General features: G+C 56.1%; 14 protein-coding genes. 6 read left to right on the forward strand and 8 right to left on the reverse strand.

The window, feature by feature from the left end; genetic code table 11:
- Window positions 1-127 precede the first annotated feature (127 nt).
- The 4 genes from CAUR_RS18580 to CAUR_RS18595 form a co-directional block, all read right to left on the reverse strand.
- Complete coding sequence (locus CAUR_RS18580) at window positions 128-1609, reverse strand: nuclease domain-containing protein (protein WP_012259375.1); 1482 nt, start codon at window positions 1607-1609, stop codon at window positions 128-130.
- Window positions 1603-2568, reverse strand: a complete 966-nt coding sequence (gene corA / locus CAUR_RS18585; RefSeq protein WP_012259376.1) for a magnesium/cobalt transporter CorA — start codon at window positions 2566-2568, stop codon at window positions 1603-1605. Before corA ends, CAUR_RS18580 begins: the two co-directional genes overlap by 7 nt.
- 1184 nt (window positions 2569-3752) lie before the next feature.
- Window positions 3753-6428 carry a flagellar filament outer layer protein FlaA gene (locus tag CAUR_RS18590; protein WP_015909439.1) on the reverse strand — a complete coding sequence of 892 codons (2676 nt, stop codon included), beginning with the start codon at window positions 6426-6428 and terminating at the stop codon, window positions 3753-3755.
- A 218-nt stretch (window positions 6429-6646) separates the two neighbouring features.
- Complete coding sequence (locus CAUR_RS18595; protein WP_012259378.1) at window positions 6647-8230, reverse strand: hypothetical protein; 1584 nt, start codon at window positions 8228-8230, stop codon at window positions 6647-6649.
- Window positions 8231-8941: 711 nt separating this feature from the next.
- On the opposite strand from CAUR_RS18595, the gene CAUR_RS18600 reads away from it, so the two are divergent.
- Both CAUR_RS18600 and CAUR_RS18605 read left to right on the forward strand, forming a co-directional pair.
- Entirely contained in the window at window positions 8942-10054 is a 1113-nt protein-coding gene (locus CAUR_RS18600) for an STAS domain-containing protein (protein ID WP_012259379.1), read from the forward strand.
- 108 nt (window positions 10055-10162) lie between these two features.
- Window positions 10163-11257, forward strand: coding sequence for an STAS domain-containing protein (locus tag CAUR_RS18605; RefSeq protein ID WP_012259380.1), 1095 nt, complete (start codon window positions 10163-10165; stop codon window positions 11255-11257).
- A gap of 600 nt (window positions 11258-11857) precedes the next feature.
- Here CAUR_RS18605 and argG read toward each other — a convergent pair.
- Window positions 11858-13207, reverse strand: coding sequence for an argininosuccinate synthase (argG, locus tag CAUR_RS18610; RefSeq protein ID WP_012259381.1), 1350 nt, complete (start codon window positions 13205-13207; stop codon window positions 11858-11860).
- Window positions 13208-13355: 148 nt separating this feature from the next.
- Here argG and CAUR_RS18615 point away from each other — a divergent pair, with 148 nt between their 5' ends.
- From CAUR_RS18615 to CAUR_RS18630, 4 genes are all read left to right on the forward strand, one after another.
- On the forward strand, window positions 13356-14525 hold the full coding sequence (locus tag CAUR_RS18615; RefSeq protein WP_012259382.1) for an STAS domain-containing protein: 1170 nt from the start codon (window positions 13356-13358) through the stop codon (window positions 14523-14525).
- Between the two features lie 58 nt (window positions 14526-14583).
- Window positions 14584-15363, forward strand: a complete 780-nt coding sequence (locus CAUR_RS18620; protein ID WP_012259383.1) for an electron transfer flavoprotein subunit beta/FixA family protein — start codon at window positions 14584-14586, stop codon at window positions 15361-15363.
- A 19-nt stretch (window positions 15364-15382) separates the two neighbouring features.
- Window positions 15383-16360 (forward strand): electron transfer flavoprotein subunit alpha/FixB family protein, encoded by a 978-nt coding sequence (locus CAUR_RS18625; RefSeq protein WP_012259384.1) that lies wholly within the window; start codon window positions 15383-15385, stop codon window positions 16358-16360.
- 176 nt (window positions 16361-16536) lie between these two features.
- Complete coding sequence (locus tag CAUR_RS18630) at window positions 16537-17784, forward strand: PQQ-dependent sugar dehydrogenase (RefSeq protein ID WP_242604976.1); 1248 nt, start codon at window positions 16537-16539, stop codon at window positions 17782-17784.
- On the opposite strand, the gene CAUR_RS18635 is transcribed toward CAUR_RS18630, so the two are convergent.
- From CAUR_RS18635 to CAUR_RS18645, 3 genes are read right to left on the reverse strand one after another with little or no spacing between them, the layout of a single operon-like run.
- Window positions 17757-18509, reverse strand: a complete 753-nt coding sequence (locus CAUR_RS18635; RefSeq protein WP_012259386.1) for an EI24 domain-containing protein — start codon at window positions 18507-18509, stop codon at window positions 17757-17759. The two genes, CAUR_RS18630 and CAUR_RS18635, sit on opposite strands and share 28 nt — an antisense overlap.
- Before the next feature lie 31 nt (window positions 18510-18540).
- The gene (locus CAUR_RS18640) at window positions 18541-19749 is read right to left on the reverse strand and encodes a glycosyltransferase (RefSeq protein WP_012259387.1); all 1209 of its coding nucleotides are present in this window, start codon (window positions 19747-19749) and stop codon (window positions 18541-18543) included.
- A gap of 1 nt (window position 19750) precedes the next feature.
- The gene (locus CAUR_RS18645; RefSeq protein ID WP_012259388.1) at window positions 19751-20791 is read right to left on the reverse strand and encodes a peptidase C39 family protein; all 1041 of its coding nucleotides are present in this window, start codon (window positions 20789-20791) and stop codon (window positions 19751-19753) included.
- Window positions 20792-20794: the final 3 nt, after the last annotated feature.

A 20794-nucleotide genomic window follows, 5' to 3' on the forward strand; every position in this document is an offset into this window, starting at 1 on the left:
GTAACTCGCCACATGATCTATCAGCCAATGCCTAACAATGGTACAGAGGAGCAGAGCAGGTACGTTTACCTGCACGTATGCAATCCCGGTTTTGCTTAGTAGAAAGCCTAACGAACCGGGTAGCACATTAAACGCTCACCTCCCTCACCCACCCCACCAGCCAGTCGCGCAACGCTGTCAGCGGTTCACCCGGCAACAGGGGTAAGAGCGTCACGCCACTGGGGTAGGTAACCGGTGTACCGGTAGCTGGGAAGAGCAAGGCGATGGCTGTCACCACCCGCCGCCCGTGGCTATCGCCGATACCGGCCAGGTAGCTGTAGCCCTCATCGAGTGCGCTTGCCGGTAATTCGTCGGAGTTGCTACGGTATTTGGCATCGAGCAAGATCAGCGAGGGTTGACCATACACTGGTGTTATCTCCAGCGCCAGATCGGGAACGCGCACCCGATGGTCGAGTGAGCAAAAAGGCCGGCTGTCGGGTGCGTACCGTGGCTGGTAGCGAAGTTGCACGGTTGTACCGGAAGAGTTGGTGAACGACAGCAGTGGGCGCTGGGTTGGCAGACGAAGATAGTGATCGTCCTCGCACAACGATTGTGCGTTGAGTTGCCAGGTTGGGTGTTGTGCCAGGCACAGCGCAACCTGGACAGCACACCATACTTCGTACAACCTGGCGACATCACGCACCGGGATGGTTAGCAGGTCGGGTTCCCATCCGACACCCAGACGGCGGCGCAAGAGTCGCCGGTAAGCCAGGATGATCCGCTCTTCGCGAGTACGTGGCGTCCAGGATGCCAGTACTGGCGGAGAGGATTGTGGAACAGGGATGTCAGCACGCAAGGCGCGCAAGCGTCCACTGATAGCCACGAGGCGGGTGCGGGTGTCAGATGGCAGGTCGGCGAATAAGAGCCATTGCACAGTGACGATCAGCCGATCCAGCACGGCAACCGCTACGTGAAGACCTCGTTCAGCAGGATCAGATCGCGGACGGAGGGGGCGAATTCGATTTGGCCAGTTGGTCTTTGGGATGGGATGGGCATCGGCAGGAATCCACCAGCGGGCCGGATCGGGTCGCTCACGCCAGGCTCCCAGCTCCTGCGGTCGATCTGGTTGGAGACGGTGCTTCGGCGGACGGCGCAGATATTGTTCGAGCACGGTGATAAAACGTTGCGTCGCTGATCCGGTTAAGAGTGCCAGTAGTGCCGCCGGGTCTGAATGACCGGGGCCAATTATGCCAGCCGTCTGCCTTCCGCCACGCAGCGCATGCACAAGTGCCGGAGCTATGCGGGTTAGATCGCTGAGCAACATGGCATATCGGCGAGCATCGAGGAGCGACGGGGCCACCCGGATAAGGTCACGCCATTCACTGTGCGTCGTCGCTGAGGTGATAGTGAGATGAGCTTCATACTCGCCGGCACCTGCCGGTACCTGCCAGTGCCAGCGCCAGACAGTTTCTCCTGGTCGCAGAAATGGCTCCAGAACGGTACCGTCAATTGTTAGTTGTGCTGTCGCATTGACCGGTACAGAACACGACCATTCTACTATCTGGTGTTCGATGATAATGGCGGCAGACGGTGGCACACCGTCGATTAGCAGTAGTGGTATATCTACCACCAGCGCCTCCGTTTAAAGTAAATTGCCAGTCCAACGGCAATAGTTAGCATCAAACCAAGTGCAAACGGATACCCCCACGGCTGTTCGAGTTCGGGCATGAGCGCAAAGTTCATCCCGTAGATACCGGCAACCAGTGAACAGGACATCAAAATAATCGACCAGAGGGTTAAGACCTTTACCAACTGATTGAGTTGATTGCCTTGCAGTGAAAGATAGCTATCCAGCGCACTTGAGAGCAGGTCGCGGTAGAGATCAATCGACTCGGTGATCCGCACCAGATGATCGTAGACATCGCGAACGTAGGTTAACTCACGGGGGTGGAAGATACGCACTTCCTGGCGCAATAGGACATTCAGAATGTCACGCTCAGGTGCGACAATGCGCCGTAGCAACAGAAGGTCTTTCTTCAGGGTGAAGATGTCACTGGCTACTTCGTGGCGACCGCGTTGAAAAATCTCGTCTTCGATGTCATCAATCTGTTCACCGAGGGCATCCAGCGCGACGAAGTAATCGTCAACAATCGCATCAATCAGCGCGTAGAGGATACTGCTCACCTGATAGCCCGGCATATAGCCATTACTCTGCCAGCGCGCCAGCGTCTCTTGCACATGGCGCACCGGGCCGCTGCGGATACTGACCAGATAATTTGCCCCGACAAAGAGCGCCACCGGCAGAAACTGTAATGTTCGCTGCTTCGCATCGTATTCAACGCTGTAGAAGATGATCAGGTAGTAACCGGGGTAGGTTTCAATCTTCGGTCGTTCGTGCATCTGTAGCGCATCTTCAATCGCGAGCGGATGAAAACCGAACTCTTCGCGCAACAGGGCAATCTCTGCGTCTGTCGGTTGTTCAAGATCGAGCCAGATCATGGTGCGTGGTTGGAGAAGGAGTTCGCTGATCTGATCGAAATCGGTGAGCTGTTGCACCTGTTGACGTTGAAAGGTGTGCAGTGTTACCATCGATTTGTGGTCTTTCCTAGATAAAGAGATTTTCGCATCCCCGAAAAATGCACAGTGAACAGCGAGATGAACGTTTGTATTTGCGAGAATGATCGCTTGATAAGTATAATATCAAATCTTGACTGATACAATGCATCACTGCCTGTCACCGAATATGTGGTGAATCGTGATCATTCGTCTTCTCCGCAACGATCCGTGGGTGTCGCCTGCATGATACAGATGGGCGGGTTGTGAACCCGCCCCCACGGACCTGTGCATTACCCATACCTGGTGTCAACCACGTGCGTATCGGCGGGTATGATCGCCATGGGTGCTGTTGTGGGCGACTGGCCCGGTGACAGTGCGCCGACCCAGCCGTGCCGGCATGTGCTGGATGGGTTGCCGTACCCGCCTATCATGCACGTGTCGCACAGTGTGGAATGCGGCAGCCACACTGCCGCAGCAGCCGCGCTCACCATCCGGCGCGTGGCGGAGCGGTGCCCCGGATGGTCATAGCACGAACAAATAGCTATATCTCGTTCCCATCCCGCACACCGGCAGGGATACCGCTTCCAGCCCGGATTGCCCTCGTATGGCGTGCGGCAGCCATGCTGCCGCGCCGGCCGCGCTCACCGTCCGGCGCGTGGCATACCGTTACCCATCCTGGTCACGGGGGTGCTGAATGTGCTCATCCCGATCATCGAGTCGGTCCGGCATGCATGCGATACCTGCGCGTAGATGTTTAGTTGTACCAGGTTCGTGCCTGCACACCATCGGCCACGGTCAGCACCTGACAGCAGTGGAGAGGAATGCCTCCACGCAGGCTGGAAGCCTGCGCCACGGGGAGCGCTTGCAGTCCAGCTTAATGCAGCGTGACATGTGGGTAATGCATAGCCTACGGACGGGCTGGTGGGTTTTGTAGGGGCAGGTTTTGAACCTGCCCCTACGGTTTGTCGTGAATGGCCTCATAGGTGTTCATCAGTCCAGTGAGGGGGTTGCCTCTATCGCACGGCTGCTGCGGCAGCCACGCTGCTGTATTACCTCGCGACCCGAATAATCCTGCCTGTCAACGGTATTCGCGCTGAAACGTGAGACCACTGCGTGCGGAGTAGAAACACGATTCTGCGCAGCATACTCATCTCCAATACGCCAGGGCACCCTTTCGGAGGCCCTGGCGCAGATACCCTCTCAACGAGGTCTCATGCTCATTGCCCACCATACCGCCAGCGCAGGTAGTGCTGTCCGACATTGCCCATCTCGACCCGCCAGTTGGGATCGTTGTCAGGGGTGTAGGTGAGTACACGCCGTTCAAAGGCCTGGATCAGGACATCTTTTTCGACCCCGCCAACTTTTACCCTGGCCCAGTATGGTTCGCTGATCGGTAAGCCCATGACGAAGACCCAGTCAATGATCTGGCGATTGACGTAGCGGCCATTTTCAAACACGACCCCTTGCTGGGCAAAGTAGTCGAGGAAGACCTGGGGAATGTTGTGACCGAGGGTTGATTCGTAGCTACCAATGCGGACATCGTACCGTCCCAGGTCAGGACGTTCGCTCACGCTTCCGTCGCGGTTGAGGAAGGCGGTCACTACCTGCCCGCTCCGATCTGGGGCGCGGCTCGTCTGTACCGGGAAGGCTACACTGCGCAGAGTGGCGTAGGTCGGCGCGTTGGGATTCACCGCTGCCGGATCGCCGGCAACAGCTTCATCTGCCGGGGTGCGATCTTCAAATTGGGCATCGCCAAGCTGTATTCGTCCGGTAAGCATTTCAACCACGAGCAGGCCGTTCGTGACATACCACTGATTGCGCGGTGCATTTGGGTTGTTGATCTCCATCCGACTCTTGTCGAAGTACTGTACCAGTCGACTCCCACCGGGGCTTTGGGCATACGGTTCGCGCATCGCACCGCTGATCGGCTGTGGCCCCCAGATCCACGAGCGTGGTCGCAAGCCGGGTGCGCCGCCGGCCACCGGCTGATCGGTGCGCTGCCAGACATTGCGCATCGCATCGTCGGCGAAGGCACCGTTGGGTGGTACGAATCCACCGCTGGCCGCTGGTTGCGATGGCGATACCGGCTGTTCAGCTCCTGGACGGTAGATCAGGTAGACCGGTCGCGGCCCAACATCGAGTGTCAAGAAACCGCCTGACGTAGCCTGTTGTCGCTGTGTACCATCACGGTCAATAACCGTCACAACGGCATCGGCACTGGGAATCCGTACCTGACCACCATCGACTGCCCAGACAACCTCGACTACGCCATTGTCGCTAGCAAAACGAGCTGCGTAGGCTTCCGGCCCGCTGTAGCCGGTCAGATCATCGAGATAGATCACCCCTTCGCCGGTACGACTGTCTGGATCATCGTCGATCACGATTGCCTGCAAGGTGATCTCGCCATCGAGCTTGCCATCAACAAAACGGATGCGGTTCCCCGGCTCAACCGGGCCATTGATGGCGGCAACAAGCTGTTGCCAGCCGGTTGGCCCAATCTTCCCCAACCGGTATTGGAGAATCTCGCCCTGGATATCGCGCAGTTGCACCTTGAGATCGAAACTACTTCCGTCACCGTACACCCAGACGCCAATCTGGGTTGTGCCGGCGGGAAAGCTGATAGCTTCACGAGGGGTAAAACTTACGTAGTCATTCCCTCCGGTTGTAAAGCGATAGCGCACCTCGGCTGCACCGCTACCGCTACGTACCTGGGCACTGCTCTGTCCAATCGAACCATTGCCAACCGGGAAGGTCTGCCAGTTTAGCGACCGTTCAAAATCGAATGCAATCCGTGCCTCGCTCAATCTGCGCACACCGAGTGGCTGGCGTCCACCTACCTGCTGGTTGAGCGTGCGGAATGCGTTGAAAGCCGGTTTGAACTGACTGTAGTCGGCCTGACCATTGCCGTAGCGAAGCAAACCGTAAGCGTTGTACGGCACGCCATTGCGCAGTTGCATGTCCTTAAAGCGGAACATGATGACCCGTTCGACGCCGGCCTGACGCAGCAGCGCCATCGCCCGGATCAGATAATTGGCCTGCGTCTCGCCATCAATAGACTGCGCACCGGTACGATCACTCTCGCTATCGGCCCAGCCGAACTCAGTGACCCAGATCGGCTTTGGCCCCAGGCGGGCAGCCAGGGTCTGGATCGCACCAATTCCAACACTATCAATCGAACCGGCTTCAGGACCGAGTGGATCGGTGTAGGGGTGAAGGGCAATAATGTCGAACGAATTCCAGGCACCGTTATCGGCCAGTGCCTGTAAGAACGATCCGGCAGGTTCGGGGGAGACGATCCCGGCTGCCAGCACGGTTGCACCGGGATCGGCGGCTTTGATCGCCGGGTAAACCGCACGGAGCAGCGCCGCATACGCAGCCGGATCGGGTGCCGGACGCCAGTAGACCGGATTGTCAGGTTCATTCCAAACCTGCCAGTAACGTATCCGATCTTTGTAGCGATTTACGACTGTCGCCACAAAGCTGGCAAAGAGTTGTGGGTCTGGCGGGTAGAAACTGCCCTGCTCTGGTGGAATACCGTCATCTGCCGGGCTTGGCGTGCCCCAGCCGACTGCCGGATTAAACAGACCAACAATGTTGATCCCGCGCTGCGTCAGTTCATTGACCGCCCGGTCGGTGAACGTCCAGTCATACTGACCGGGACGCGGTTCGATGCGTCCCCACTGAAACTCCTCACGCACCCAGCCCAGCGCACTTTGAGCGATTACGTCTGCCGGTTGGTGCAGGGAGTCGGGGAATGGGTAGGTCGTGGCGATATGTGTATTAGCGCCAAAAGCTGAGGGGTTGGCCGATTGCACGGCTGCTGGTACAGAGGGCCAACCCGCCAGGAAAAGGCTCAACAACAGGAGAAGGTGGAGATAACGGGCATGATGCATACAAAGACTCTCCCTTTTAAGCAAAACATACCTGACGAAAGCAGTATACATGGTTGACGAACCCAAAATGGTAAAAAATTACCACTATTTTTGCGCCGTAATGGACGCAGCTAATCAGATCAGGGATTTGTCCAGAGCAAACTACACATGCAAATCGGGAGAGGGACGGTAGTGTTCCCTCTCCCAGTACTTAACCAGGCGGAGAGTGTGTTTTCGGTTTAGCGTAATACCAGCGGTACCATCACCTGATGATAGGACGGTGACGGAATCTCGACGGGGAGAGTGTAGGCCAGCGAGAGGCGACCGGCACTATCAACAAAACGTACATACATCGCTGGCGTCGTCGTTGTTGTCGTCACTGTCATGAGTGACAATTCGCTGCTTAGCGGCAGTACCAGGGTTGGTTGATACGGCAATCGGAGTGCATTGTGAAAATCACGGGCAATGCTCAATTCAATGGCTTGAGTGTCCGCCGGTGCTTGCAATTGGATCATCAGCGTTGTATCATCAAGTTGAGCGGGAGCCGGAATGTGATAGTCGGGCATCGGCCCTAATCCGCTGACAGTAAAGGTCTGCGTGATCGGGGTTGCGGCATTACCCGCCGTATTAAACGTACGAAACTCAACCTCATACGTTCCATCGTACAACGGCAACTCGATCTGCGCTGTTTCGCGGCGGCTATCGAAGCTCCCATCGGTCGGCAATACCAACTGCCATTCGCCATCGCCAACCCGATACTCAATGGCCGTAATTTGATTAACGCTTGCATCAGGTTGGACCGGTGAAGGGTATGGCAGATCACGGGCTGTCAGTTCAACAACCGGTCGCTGGCTGACCGCCTGGAGATTGACCGTTAGCGAAAGCGCAGGTGTCGTATCAAGCACATCAATCACGCCATCGTCGTCGCTGTCGCGATAACCGAGTTGATGCCGGGCCGAGGTGTCAACTGCACCGGTGACAAAGCTGTTGATCAATTCGCGCATGATGCTTGGCTCATTGGTGCCACAATTGTTGAACATACTGTTCGTGGTTGGGGTAAACAGGTAGCCACTGCGTTGATCACAGCTAACCCCGGCAACACTGTACTGATCGAGCGCACCGAAGAGATGGGCAAATTCGTGAGCGATAACCGAGCGGAGCCAATGTGTTTGATATGGCCCACCATCGGAGGTAATGACGCTGAACGGGCCGTTCAGGTAAGCATAGGCAAAGCGGCCATCGGCAAAGTAGCCATCGTCGTTTGCGCTGTTGACGATGAAGAAGATTGCTGCCCAGTCAGTGCCACGCTGTTCACGCACATCGAACAAGGCCATGTATGCCTGCTCGAAATAGTTTGCGCTGATATAACCTAACTCACCTAAGACATCACTAATCCAGAGACCCTCCTGCGCCAGTCCATAGCGAATTGGCTCATATCGTGTTGGTACAACCCGCACGGAGAGGTCAAACTCCAACCGGGCAGCCGGCAATCGTTCGCGCCACCAGTCGAGCGCGGCCTGCGCCTCATTCACAATCTGATCTACTTGCGCAGCGTTCCAGTCTTCGGTGGAAGGATCGAAGGAACCGGTGCTTTCCGGCAAGATAAGCTGAACAGCAACCCGTCCGGCCAGATACTGACTCGGCAAACGAGGCGAGAGTTGGTCATCGTCCACCGCAAATGATAGGGTAGCCGGTGGCGGAGCTATCAGCGCATCACCTGCAGGTAATGGTAATTCTGGCTGAGGGCCAGGAGCTGCGTAAAGTGCAGTCAGTGGCGCTACCAACAGGCAGAATAGAAGGCTGAATAGAAATCTGGTACGCATAGCGGCCTCGCCTGGCTAGGATGAGAATGAAGAGCAAAGCCGTTCTCTCAATGTCAAGGTACATCGGAAAGGGGTATATGCCCAGGGGCGAAAGAGTCCCGTTGTGGCGAGACCGGTATAACTAGATGGGAACTATGATAGGTAGGAACGTTGTACTAAGAGTTGGCCCGGATAACTCTTACAGGGGATAGGAGATAGGAGATAGGAGATAGGAGATACGAAGATAGAAGATAGAAGATAGAAGATAGAAGATAGAAGATAGAAGATAGAAGGTAGGAGGTAGGAGGTAGGAGTATAGAATGCAGAGCCTATTTCACAAAAGCCGTGCTATCGTGATCCAGGCTGTTGCACAGACGCATGAACGCTTGCCAATCGCCAATGACAGAACATCTGGCTCGCAGGCTGCCGATAGCAGGGAGGAGGGTTGTCGACCATCGCGAGCGCCATCACACGTTGGATTGGGTGTCTTATCCGCCTGGCATGCGCGTGGCGCAGCGTGTGGAATGCGGTAGCCACGCTGCCGCGCCAGCCATGCTTACTACTTACGATTCGGTGCGTGGTACGCCGTTGACCCGGATGGTCACGCGGATACGGTGTGTGCCTGTCACGCTCCTGAAAACGGTTGGCAATGAATTGAGATAACTTCTGGTAGATGCTGTTTGAAACAGATTCTAGTGGGTTTAGAACGGAAACCAGGCGGAGGACGAAATTATGCGCGGACTCGTACCATGGCTATTACACATCCCCAACGTTGATGAAGATGAGCAGCGGCGTGGGCAGGTGATTATAGTGCTGGCATTACTCATAAATATCATCACCATATTATCAACACCGCTGGTATTTATCGTCACCCCACAATCGGCGTTACCGCTCTTATTCATCAATATAGCCGGATTCGTTATCTATACCGCCGTTATCGTTCTCAGCAGAATCGGTCAAGTCTACTGGAGTGGTGCGCTTTTTGTTATTACCATTACCAGTCTGATTCTTACAATCCCCTTTGGCATCCAAACAGACCGAATCACTTCTTATACTTCCCCCTTCTTTCTCATTTTTACACTTCTCGTTGCCGGAATGGTATTACGACCGATCTGGGTCTGGGCGGTGCTGATCTTCAACGTAAGTGGTCTTCTGGTTAGCTGGTGGCTGGCTGGAATACCATTATTTAGTGGTGAGCTTGAACAAACACTTCAGACTGCGGCCATCTTCCTGCAGATTGGTACAGCACTCTTCACGTTTGTCGGTGGGCAGATTACCGCAACCGCCCTGCACGAGGCACGACAGCGCCGCGAAGAAGCCCGTCAGATCGCCGGTCAACTGGCAACCCTGAATGCCACCCTTGAAGCGCAGGTCGCCCAGCGCACCGCCGCCTTACAACAGGCCTTGTACGAACTTGAGCAGCGGGCTGCTGAACAGGCCCGGTTGCTGGCCGAAAACGAACAGCAACGGCAGGCCATCCGTGAATTGAGTGTACCGGTACTGCCCATCCGCGAGACAACGCTGGTGATGCCGCTGGTTGGTGCCCTCGATACTGCCCGCCTGGCCGATATGCAACAGCAGGCCCTCGAACAGATTGCCCGTGCTAATGCCCGTGACCTGTTCATCGATGTAACCGGGGTACCGGTGATTGATACGCAGGTAGCCAAGGGGTTGATCCAGGTGGTCGAAGCTGCCCGCTTGATGGGCACACGGGTCACCCTGGTCGGCATTCGCCCGGAAGTCGCCCAAACCCTGGTCACGCTGGGTATTGACCTGCACTCAATTCGCACTTTTAGTACCTTGCAGGCTGCATTGAGGAGTGAACGACAGGCATCCGGGCAGTGACGCAAAAAAGATCCCGATTGCCTTATAACTTCTGCCCCATGTTGTGTCTGCAATGTATATAATCAAGACTGAAGAAAGCAATCACCCCTTCTGATCATAGGAGAGGTCATGCGAGCATTTACCACCTGGTTGTTTCAGATTCAGACCACTGATGAAGACGATCTCCGTCGCGGCCGCACCAACATTATCGTTTCACTGGTCATGATCATATTGGCAATACTGGCGATTCCTATCAGTTTTCTCGCTGAAAACAACCCCACCAGCGGCATCACCATAATCTCTGTAGGTATTATTGCTTACACCGTTTCCATAGCTGTTACGAAGGCTGGCCGGGTGAATATTGGTGGCCTCATTCTGATCAGCTTTGTTACCCTACCAATACTGACACCGATTGTCGCCCAAACCTCACCAACCAGCCCCTTTACGTCGCCTTTCTACCTCATTTTGTCTACGTTAGTGGCCGGATTAACCTTGCGACCGATCCTGACCTGGGCAGTATTGATCATCAATCTGGTCGGTCTGTTTGTTGCCTGGAATATTGCCGGGATCAACCTTTTTGCCGATGCGCTGGGAACCTCGCTCGGTGCGGCTGCCATCTTCCTACAGATTGGTACAGCGCTCTTCACGTTTGTCGGCGGGCAGATTACCGCAACCGCCCTGCACGAGGCACGACAGCGCCGCGAAGAAGCCCGTCAGATCGCCGGTCAACTGGCAACCCTGAATGCCACCCTTGAAGCGCAGGTCGCCCAGCGCACCGCCGCCTTACAACAAGCCCTGCACGAGCTTGAGCAGCGAGCTGCCGAACAGGCCCGGTTGCTGGCCGAAAACGAACAGCAACGGCAGGCCATCCGTGAATTGAGTGTACCGGTACTGCCCATCCGCGAGACGACGCTGGTGATGCCGCTGGTTGGTGCCCTTGATACTGCCCGCCTGGCCGATATGCAACAGCAGGCCCTCGAACAGATTGCGCGTACCAATGCCCGTGACCTGTTCATCGATGTAACCGGGGTACCGGTGATTGATACGCAGGTAGCCAAGGGGTTGATCCAGGTAGTCGAAGCTGCCCGCTTGATGGGCACACGGGTCACCCTGGTCGGAATCCGACCAGAAGTCGCCCAAACCCTGGTCACGCTGGGCATTGACCTGCGCTCAATTCGTACTTTTAGTACCTTGCAGGCTGCATTGGGGGAAGGGAGGAAGTAGGAAATAGAAAATAGGGGATAGAAAAGTAGGAGATAGGGGTAAAGAATGTAGAGAATAGAGACGGAGAAAAGAGGAAGAAAATAGGAGATAGAAAAATAGGAAATAGAGGCAGGAGAATGTAGAGAATACAGACTGAGAAAATCGGAGCGTAGAAGGTAGCGAGAGGGAGAAAATAGGAAATAGGTAGGTAGGAAATAGGTAGGTAGGAAATAGGTAGGTAGGAAATAGGTAGGTAGGAAATAGGTAGGTAGGAAATAGGTAGGTAGGAAATAGGTAGGTAGGAAATAGGTAGGTAGGAAATAGGCACAATTATTCATCTCGGCTCATGTTCAAAAGTGGTGCAGCCGGTCAATCATTGGGGTTTACTGTGGCGCAAGGGCACGTATGAGTGTACCCTACTGCACCGAGTTTGAACATGAGCCTTCATCTCTTACTTCACTTACCCTCTCCGCTCTCCTACCTCCTAAATCCTAAATCCTACCTCCTAAATCCTAAATCCTACCTCCTATTTCCTATCTCCTTCTATCTCCTACCTCCTAAATCCTACCTCACTATCTCCTATCTCCTAAATCCTAGTTCCTATTTCCTATCTCCTAAACCCTATTTCCTCTCTCCTACATCCTCATCATCCGGCGGAGCAAGTTGCGGCAATACGCCACTCTCGCCGAGGAGACCGGTGCGCAGGTAAACCATGAGCTTCTTGCGCGTATCGGCAATGTCGTTGTTGCGCATGTGCAACTGCCCAATCCGATCCTGGGGTGTGAAGCTGGCTTCCCCCTTCTCCATCGTCAGCCGGGCCGGGTCGTAGGTTAAATTAGGTGAGGTCGTGTCCAGGATTGAATAATCGTTACCACGCCGCAGACCAATCGTCACCTCACCGGTGATCAGGCGGGCAACCCAACGCTGCAACGACTCACGGATCATCATCGCCTGTGGATCGAACCAGCGCCCGGCGTAGAGGAGACGCCCCAGTTTTCGCCCGTACTCACGGTATTGATCAATCGTATCTTCGTTGTGAATGCCGGTTACCAGCCGCTCGTAGGCAATGTAGAGCAGCGCCATGCCAGGGGCTTCGTAGATACCCCGACTCTTGGCTTCGATAATCCGATTCTCGATTTGATCACTCATACCGAGGCCGTGTCGTCCACCAATGCGGTTGGCTTCGGCCATGAGGGCGACGTGGTCGGGGAAGGTCATGCCATTAATCGCAACCGGGAAGCCCTCTTCAAAGGTGATGCGTACCTCTTCGTATTCGATATGCACATCCGGCTGCCAGAAGGCCACGCCCATAATTGGCTTGACAATCGTGATGTTGCGGTCGAGAAACTCCAGGTCTTTCGCTTCGTGAGTGGCACCCAGCATATTGGAGTCGGTTGAATAGGCTTTTTCCGCCGGCATGCGATACTCAAAACCGGCCCGACTCAGGTAGGCAGACATCTCGGCCCGACCACCCAATTCGTCGATAAACGCCTGATCCAGCCACGGTTTATAGATACGCAGATCGGGGTTGACCAGCAAGCCATAGCGATAAAACCGTTCGATATCGTTCCCTTTGTAGGTACTGCCGTCCCCCCAGATATGAACCCCATCTTCGCGCATGGCCGCGACCAGCATGGTACCGGTTACTGCACGTCCGAGTGGAGTGGTATTAAAGTAGGGCAAACCGGCGGTTGAGATGTGAAATGCACCGCACTGTAGGGCAGCCAGTCCCTCAGCGACCAACTGCTGGCGGCAATCGATCAGGCGGGCTGCTTCGGCGCCGTACATCAGTGCCCGGCGGGGAATATCCTCATAATCGGGTTCATCGGGCTGACCGAGATTGGCGGTGTATGCATAGGGAATAGCACCTTTGGCGCGCATCCAGTGGATTGCAGCACTGGTGTCCAGGCCGCCGGAAAAAGCGATCCCGATCTTTTCGCCAACCGGCAGGTGTTGCAGAATTTTAGCCATAGCACTCCTCTTCAGTAAGGAAGGGTGTCTTTTGCCGTTGTATTATACGATGAGTAGTGACGAACAGCGCAGGATCGCTCAATTCGCCAATCTGCGAGTCTTGCGGTAATATGTAAGCAGGGATACAGCCTAGTTCTCTCATACGCCTATGGATTTGCGCACTCGTCTCATTCTTGCACTCTCACCACTGATTATCGCGCTCCTGCTCTTTGGTCTAGTGGCGTTCTTCAATCGACAGCGTGTGACTCAGGCTGTCGACGAGGTGAATCGGGCATCCAAAGATCTGATAGAAGTCGCGCAGAGTGAGTCGCTCATTTTTCTCGAACAGTACAATGTGAGCGAGATTATCGCCGGTCGGCAGAGTGATCGGAGCATGATAGAACCGCAACGGGCAACTATCCGCTCCTTTCTGTCTGAGTATACCGATCAAGGAAACGGAAGTTTCGTTGAACTTGAGCTGGCCGCCCGTTTTGAGGTGATGGTTGCCCAGCACGATGCGGCACTGACCGTTTTTGATCGTGGTGATCGTGAAGAAGCGCTAGCAATGATTAGTAGCAACGATTACCACCGTAATATCCGGGCGATTCATAGCCTGGTTATCGGGGCACAACGCGAGTATGAGATACAGTATCTACAAGCGATCAGTCAGCTTGAGCAGATTGTCAACCAGGGATTTTGGCTTGGGGCAACAGTAACCGGCGTGGCTACAGTCATCGCGATCACCCTTGCTTTAGCGCTCATCTGGCAGATTGGCAGGCATGTTGATAGCCTGACGGCAGATGCTGAACGATTGACCCAAACCGAGACTGATGGGCAACTCAGCCCGGTTGGATCGATCAATCAACTTCGTCGTCTACGTGATGCGTTTCAGCATTTACTCGATGTTAACCGTCAACGACAGCAGCAGCTTGCCACTGCGCTGAAAGCACAACAGGCACAACTGGCGCGAGAGCTGGAATTGCAGGCAACGATTAGAGCATTGAGTCTGCCGGTGACACCGTTAGGTGCAAATACGATCTTTCTGCCGCTGGTCGGACATCTTGACGCTGAACGTGGTAAACAACTTGAACAGACCCTGCTCGATGCCATTCAGCAACGGCGTGCACGCAAGGTGGTCATTGATGTCAGCGGTCTGGCTACCTTTGAAGAGGAGACCCTGCAAACCCTGATCCGGGTTGGTCAGGGTGCCCGTCTGCTCGGTGCCCAGAGCATTCTGGTCGGCGTGCGCGCCGATCAAGCGTTGCACTTCACGCAGCTACCCTCCGGTCTGTTCACCTATGCGCGCGATATTCCGGCGGCCCTCACAATGAACACATGAGCACGAACAGTCTGTTATAATGCAGTGCGTTACCGCTTTGTGGTACGAAGGAGGCCATATGCACATTGTTGTGTGTCTGAAGCAAGTCCCTCGCGATAATTCGGTCAAGATTCGACCGGATTTGACGATTGACGCCGAGGGCATTGAGCGGATTATTAACCTCTTCGATGAGTATGCCCTTGAAGAGGGTATTCGCTGGAATGAGCAACACGGCGGGAAGGTGACAGCGCTTTCTATCGGCACGTCAGAGTGGGTCGAGCAACTGCGCCGGGCACTAGCAATGGGTGCAACTGATGCTTTGTTGCTGAGTGATCCGGCATTTGCGCAGCTCGATACGATTGCCGCCGCACGAGTAGCGGCAGCGGCGATCCGCAAGCTCGGTGATGTTGATCTGGTAATTACCGGTCGTAACAGCACCGACGATGAAACCGGGGCATTTGCACCGGCTCTGGCTCGCCTGCTCGGTTGGCCCCAGGTGACCTACGTCGGGAAGGTGCTGGAACTGCAACCCGGTGGAACGCTGCGGGTTGAGCGCCACCTCGAAAGTGTGATTGAGACGGTCTCGTGCCGCTTACCGGCAGTGATGTCGGTGATTAAGGATATTAACGAGCCACGCTATCCATCCCTCTTGAAGATCAAGCGGGTTGCCAAAGTGGAGCCGCCGGTTTGGACGGCTGCCGATCTGGGGTTGAATGCCGCAGATTTGACTCCCACTGCTCAACTGGCCGAACGGGTACCACCACCGCCCCGGCCCAAGGGTGAGATGATTGATGGCCCGGATGCAGCCACAAAAGTTCGCAAACTGGTTGATAAGCTGATGGAGTATCAGGTGATTTAAGCGCGGAAAGGAGCAGATCATGAACGGCGTACTGGTTATTCTGGAAGCAGTTGGTGATGATCTGGCCGCTATTTCGCGCGAATTGCTCGGTAAGGGGCGGCAGTTGGCCGACGCACTGGGAGGCTCTCTGGCTGCACTGGCTATCGGGCCGACCACAGCCGTGGCTGCCCGCGCCGCTCATTTTGGAGCCGACCAGATTTTTACGGTCGAAGCACCAGCGTTAAGCCAGTATACGACCGATGGGTATGTAGCAGCAGCGATGGCGGCTGTCAAGACGTTCAACCCGGCTCTGATCATGGCCGGTACGAGTTTCCAGATGCGCGATTTTGGGGCAGCACTGGCAACCGATCTCAATGCCGGGCTGTCGGTTGACGTGACCGATCTTAAGGTGGTTGATGGCGCGATTCAGGCGACCCGGCCATCGCACGGTGGGAATGTTATCAATACCTATCGCTTTGCCGCCGGGAAGCCGGTTGTCGCGTTGGTACGCAAGCAGAGCTTCCCCGAAGCGGCAGCGCAGCCGGATCGCAGTGCCCCGGTGACGGCATTGGCGGTAGCCGAACTCAATCCACGCACCACCGTGGAAGAGGTAAAACCGAAGGCGGGGGCCGTCAATCTGACCGACGCCGCGATTATTGTGACCGGTGGCCGTGGGTTGGGTAACAAGGACAACTACTACCGGCTCATTCCACCGCTGGCCGAGGCTCTCGGTGGCGCATACGGCGCTTCACGGGCAATTGTTGATGATGGTTGGGTGCCTTACGAGCATCAGGTCGGGCAGACCGGGAAGACGGTTAGCCCGAAGCTGTATATTGCCGCCGGGGTGAGTGGCGCTATCCAACACCTGGCCGGCATGCGCACCAGCCGCACGATTGTCGCCATTAACAAAGACCCCGAAGCACCTATTTTCCGCATCGCGACCCTCGGTGTGGTTGGTGATGTGAACGAGATTTTGCCGCTGCTTACCGAAGAGATCAAGGCTCGTCTCAATCGGTAGGCTACCACGAATGCGCACGGGGAGGGAGCAACAAACATTGATCTCCCTCCTCCACCTGCCAATCACGGATTCGTGATTGCATCTGGTTTATAAATTACCCCTGCGACTGAGCTTTTACCGCATCCCTGCCCCACCAGACTATGCTCTGTCGCCGCGCTAAAACCATCATGAACAACATGAACAAACGCATCTTGTTTCTGTCGGTGATAACGCTTGTCATTGCCACGATAGGGCTTGCCCAGGTCACCTATCGCCTGTTCTTGCCGGTTGTCCAGCAGGGACTGGCTATTCCGCCGGAAGACGATGCCGGTACTCGTTTGCAGGTAGCCATGGATTACGCGGTGCGTCTTTACGCAAACGGCCTCAATCGGCCACGGCTCATGGCTATCGGCCCCGATGGCAGCCTTTACGTGGCAGAGCGTGGTGCCAACCGAATTGTTCGTCTGCCCGATCTGGATGGCGATGGGAAGGCCGATCAGGTGATCGCTGTTGCCACCAATCTACCCGGCGTGCATAGCCTGGAATGGTACGGCACCGATCTCTACGCCGCCGGTAATGCCACGGTCTGGCGGCTGCGGGATAGCGATGAAGATGGTCAGTTCAGCGGTTCCGAACTAGCGATTGTGGTTGATGGGCTTCCGAACGATGGCGGTCATTCAACCCGCACCGCCCGCATTGGCCCGGACGGAATGCTCTACGTTGCCGTTGGCTCTAAGTGCAATATCACCGTTGGCTGTAGCGAAGGCGATCCGCGACGGGCAGCGATTCTCCGTTACACGTTAGACGGCGGTATTCCCGCCGACAATCCCTTCGCTAACGATCCCGATCCACGCCGGCGTGCTGTCTGGGCTGAAGGCTTGCGCAACAGCGTTGATTTCATCTTTTTACCCGATGGCCGGCTGTGGGCAACGCACAACGGTAGCGACGGGCTGGGGAACGATCTCCCACCCGAAGAGGTGATTATCGAGGTTGAGCCGGGCAGACATTACGGCTGGCCCTATTGCTATACGGCAGAGATAGGTGCAGTGCCCGCCGGCGCGCAGGAGGTTCGCGATGAACGGGTACCGCTCGACGCCACCTTCTCCAGTTGTGCCCAGGCTACACCGGCACGCTTTACCGACCTGGCCCATTACGCACCACTCGGTATCGCCCGATTGGCCGATGGTGATGTGTTGATCGCCTACCACGGCTCGTGGAATGCCGACGAGACACCACGCGACTGTCGGGTACAGCGTATCCGGGTCAGTGATGGTACACCGGTGAGTTCCGAACCATTTTTGATTGGGTTCCGCGACAATCCCCAGCAGGAGTGTGGCAGTGCCTGGGGCCGACCGGCAGGAGTCACCGTAGCCGCCAATGGCACCATCTTTGTCTCGGACGACCGCAACGGAAATATCTACCGCATTGTGCCATCGTCGAGATAGACAGGCGATCTCTCACAAAAGAAGAGCGTACCTGCGGTGATGCAGACCGGTACAGCGAGAAGATTAAGGAACGGCACACTCACCAGTCCCAGACAGATCAAACCAAAACCGGCACTGGCTGGGAGATGGTGGCGAATATAGCCGAGTTTCGCGCGAAACGACAGTCGGCGTCGCTCAAGCGGTGGATCGAAAAAGTCGAGACATGAAATGGTGACGCCAATGACGATCCCGGCTGCCGTTCCCAGCATCGTGCCGACGCCAGGCAGCACATTGAGCAATAGCGCGGGTATCCCAAACGCCAGCAAGAAGATCAACTTCTTCAGCTCGAACAGCAAGGCGCGGAAGAGATCGTATGCGATAGAAGCCGGGGAAGCCGGTGACGTTGTTCTGGCAACACCGCGCAACTGTTCTTCAATCAGTTCCGATAAGCGGCTGTAAAAAGGCGAACCGATGACAACGCCAAAGCGTACCATCAGGTAGCCAATTCCGACGAAGAGGACAATGATCAGTAAGAGCCAGACGAACCACGCGATCAACTCCGGCCAATCGGCGAGCAGCGCCTCGATTGCCCGAACGCCGGCCCATAACAGGGTGGCGTAGAGCACGAACCCTACCAAAATATTCAGCGCAATCGGGATGACGATGTAGCGCCAGAGCATCGGCTGGCTAGCGATGAACCGTACGGCGCGCAGTGGAAAACTCAAACCGTCAATAAATGCTTGCATACCTCAAAGATTCCTGTTGATACCGATGTCACTACCAACGGATAGCTGCTTCCAGCCGTGCTGCGATTTGTGACCAATCGTACCCGGCACAGACGAATAGACGGCCGTTACGACCCAGGTGTTGCGCCAGCGTCCTATCGGTGACCAGGCGCGAGACAGCGTGGGCAAACGCGGACGGGGTATCGGCCAGCAAGAGATGTTCCTCATTGCGCAGACCGGGAATCCCTTCCGCCCCCAGCGAGGTACTGACAATTGGGGTGGCCATTGCCAGTGCTTCCAGGAGTTTCAGCCGCGAGCCACCGCCGATCCGCATCGGAATCACAACCGCCGCAGCTTCCGCCAGCACCGGACGGGTATCGGCAACTTCACCGGTTACCACGATATGCCGATCGTCGTGCAGGGAGAGCAGACTCCGATGAGGGCGCCGCCCGATGAGACGCAGGCGTAGAGCGGGATGCATCCGCTTGACAAGCGGAAATACCTCGTGCACAAACCAGAGCACCGCATCAACGTTGGGCCGATAGTCAAGTGTCCCCACAAAGACCAGATCATTGGTTGGGTGCGGCGCTTCAACAGGCGGCGCGAAATACGTACAATCTACCCCGTTTGGTACGAGATGTAGACAGGCACGAGGCGCCAACCGACGCAGTGCAGCTTCATCTTCTGCCGAGACAACCAGCACGCGATCCACGGTCTGAAGGATGTGCCGCTCAAAAGCTGCCAGTTTCAGCCACTGAATGAGTGAGTAGACGCCACCAACGAGCGCTTTGGGGCGGAACACGTGTCGCAAATCATTGATGGCTGCGCGTCGTTGCAGCAGGTATTCGGCGTTAAACTCGTCGAGGGTTGTTCGTAGACCATGCCGCTGCGCCTGTATCAGATATGGCGCCATCTCGATACTTTCGGCCAGCACGACATCGAACTGCCCACTGACTAACAGGTTGTTCAGGGTGGTGACATACGCCGGGCTGGCGTTCCGCAGGGCCATATCGGGGAGTGGACTAACCAGCGTCGTGAATGCACGCTGACGCAGCGAACGGTGTGGCGGCCCCATGACAATGTGCAGCTCCAGCCAATCCCGCAGTGACGATAGCGCCTGAGCTGCGGCAGCATCAGGAGCAAAGGTAAGGAGCGTCACCCGATGATGTTGGGCCAGGATGCGCAGCAGATGGAAGATGCGCAGTGCGCCACCACCCCGTGGCGGATAGGGCGGGTATGGAGCCAGGACAAGTATCTGCATCTCACACCCATGCATCAGTCGGGCCGGGTTCGGGACGAGGCCAATCAGGCGGGTAGATCAGATACACGGTACCGACGGAATTGGCCTGCCACGCTGTTGCCAGTTGGGATTGCGGATATGCGCGCAGTATCCGTTCGCGCCCGGCTGGTTCGGCGATCAGCGCGTGGGTGTCGGTAAAACCGCGGACAATGGTCAGATGGCCGCTGGTGCGACCGGGGGCATCATCAACCTGACCGTGCTCCCAGGCCACGCTTATAATCACCGGCACACCGGCAGCCGTCCAACGGCTAACCTGTTCCAGGGTGTCGAAACGAGTCACGTATGCCCGCAAACCGAATTGAGCTGCAAACGCCGTATTGAATGACCAGTTGCCGGTGCCATCCCAGCCTGGATCGAAGATACCGGCCACCGTCAGATCGGGTAATGTCGTGCGTTCGGCAAACGGTGCGAGACGCGGATCGGCCACCTGAGCATGCCAGTATGCCAGCACCATTTGTACGGTTGTGGGACTGCACCATCCCTCGCCGCCAGGATAATCGTACTGACACAGTAGCAGCGGCAGACTAATTGCCGACAGGGATGGTTGCGTAGAAGCAGTCACCGGCTGCGCAGTCGTGGTAATGCAAAGAAACAGCTCACTCATTGCCGGCATATCAGCACCGGGGAGACCGCAGAGCAACACACGCACCTGAACAGCCTGTGCTGGTGTGTGCAATTGCAGCGTATCGGTAGCAACAGTGCCGGCCTCATGTCGTTGGTCAGCAAAACTGGTACGGTGAGTGCCGTCGCTATCCCAGGCAGCCAACCGAAACCAGGTGCTCCAGGTGCCATGCTGTTGTACGCGAAGCTGAAGCTCAATCCAGCTTGCCGAAGGCGTATCGGCAATCCAGCTCGGAATGATCGAGAGCGCATCGTGCGTCACGAGTGGAGGGCTAACCATTGCAATGCGGGCGTGCGGATCATCAGCCGATACAGGTGCTGCCCGTTCCCAGGTGTCAATGGCCGCCTCGTCCCAATGGTACAGGAGATGGTGGGGTGTCATGAA

It is taken from the genome of Chloroflexus aurantiacus J-10-fl (assembly GCF_000018865.1).
Classification (GTDB): Bacteria; Chloroflexota; Chloroflexia; order Chloroflexales; family Chloroflexaceae; genus Chloroflexus; species Chloroflexus aurantiacus.

Excerpts from the sequence above, each read along its gene's own strand:
- CAUR_RS18590 (WP_015909439.1), bottom strand. The coding sequence starts at position 6,428 with ATGCATCATGCCCGTTATCTCCACCTTCTCCTGTTGTTGAGCCTTTTC.
- CAUR_RS18630 (WP_242604976.1), top strand. The coding sequence starts at position 16,537 with ATGAACAAACGCATCTTGTTTCTGTCGGTGATAACGCTTGTCATTGCC.
- CAUR_RS18595 (WP_012259378.1), bottom strand. The coding sequence starts at position 8,230 with ATGCGTACCAGATTTCTATTCAGCCTTCTATTCTGCCTGTTGGTAGCG.
- CAUR_RS18615 (WP_012259382.1), top strand. The coding sequence starts at position 13,356 with ATGGATTTGCGCACTCGTCTCATTCTTGCACTCTCACCACTGATTATC.
- CAUR_RS18600 (WP_012259379.1), top strand. The coding sequence starts at position 8,942 with ATGCGCGGACTCGTACCATGGCTATTACACATCCCCAACGTTGATGAA.
- CAUR_RS18625 (WP_012259384.1), top strand. The coding sequence starts at position 15,383 with ATGAACGGCGTACTGGTTATTCTGGAAGCAGTTGGTGATGATCTGGCC.
- CAUR_RS18640 (WP_012259387.1), bottom strand. The coding sequence starts at position 19,749 with ATGCAGATACTTGTCCTGGCTCCATACCCGCCCTATCCGCCACGGGGT.
- CAUR_RS18645 (WP_012259388.1), bottom strand. The coding sequence starts at position 20,791 with ATGACACCCCACCATCTCCTGTACCATTGGGACGAGGCGGCCATTGAC.
- corA (WP_012259376.1), bottom strand. The coding sequence starts at position 2,568 with ATGGTAACACTGCACACCTTTCAACGTCAACAGGTGCAACAGCTCACC.
- CAUR_RS18620 (WP_012259383.1), top strand. The coding sequence starts at position 14,584 with ATGCACATTGTTGTGTGTCTGAAGCAAGTCCCTCGCGATAATTCGGTC.
- argG (WP_012259381.1), bottom strand. The coding sequence starts at position 13,207 with ATGGCTAAAATTCTGCAACACCTGCCGGTTGGCGAAAAGATCGGGATC.
- CAUR_RS18605 (WP_012259380.1), top strand. The coding sequence starts at position 10,163 with ATGCGAGCATTTACCACCTGGTTGTTTCAGATTCAGACCACTGATGAA.
- CAUR_RS18635 (WP_012259386.1), bottom strand. The coding sequence starts at position 18,509 with ATGCAAGCATTTATTGACGGTTTGAGTTTTCCACTGCGCGCCGTACGG.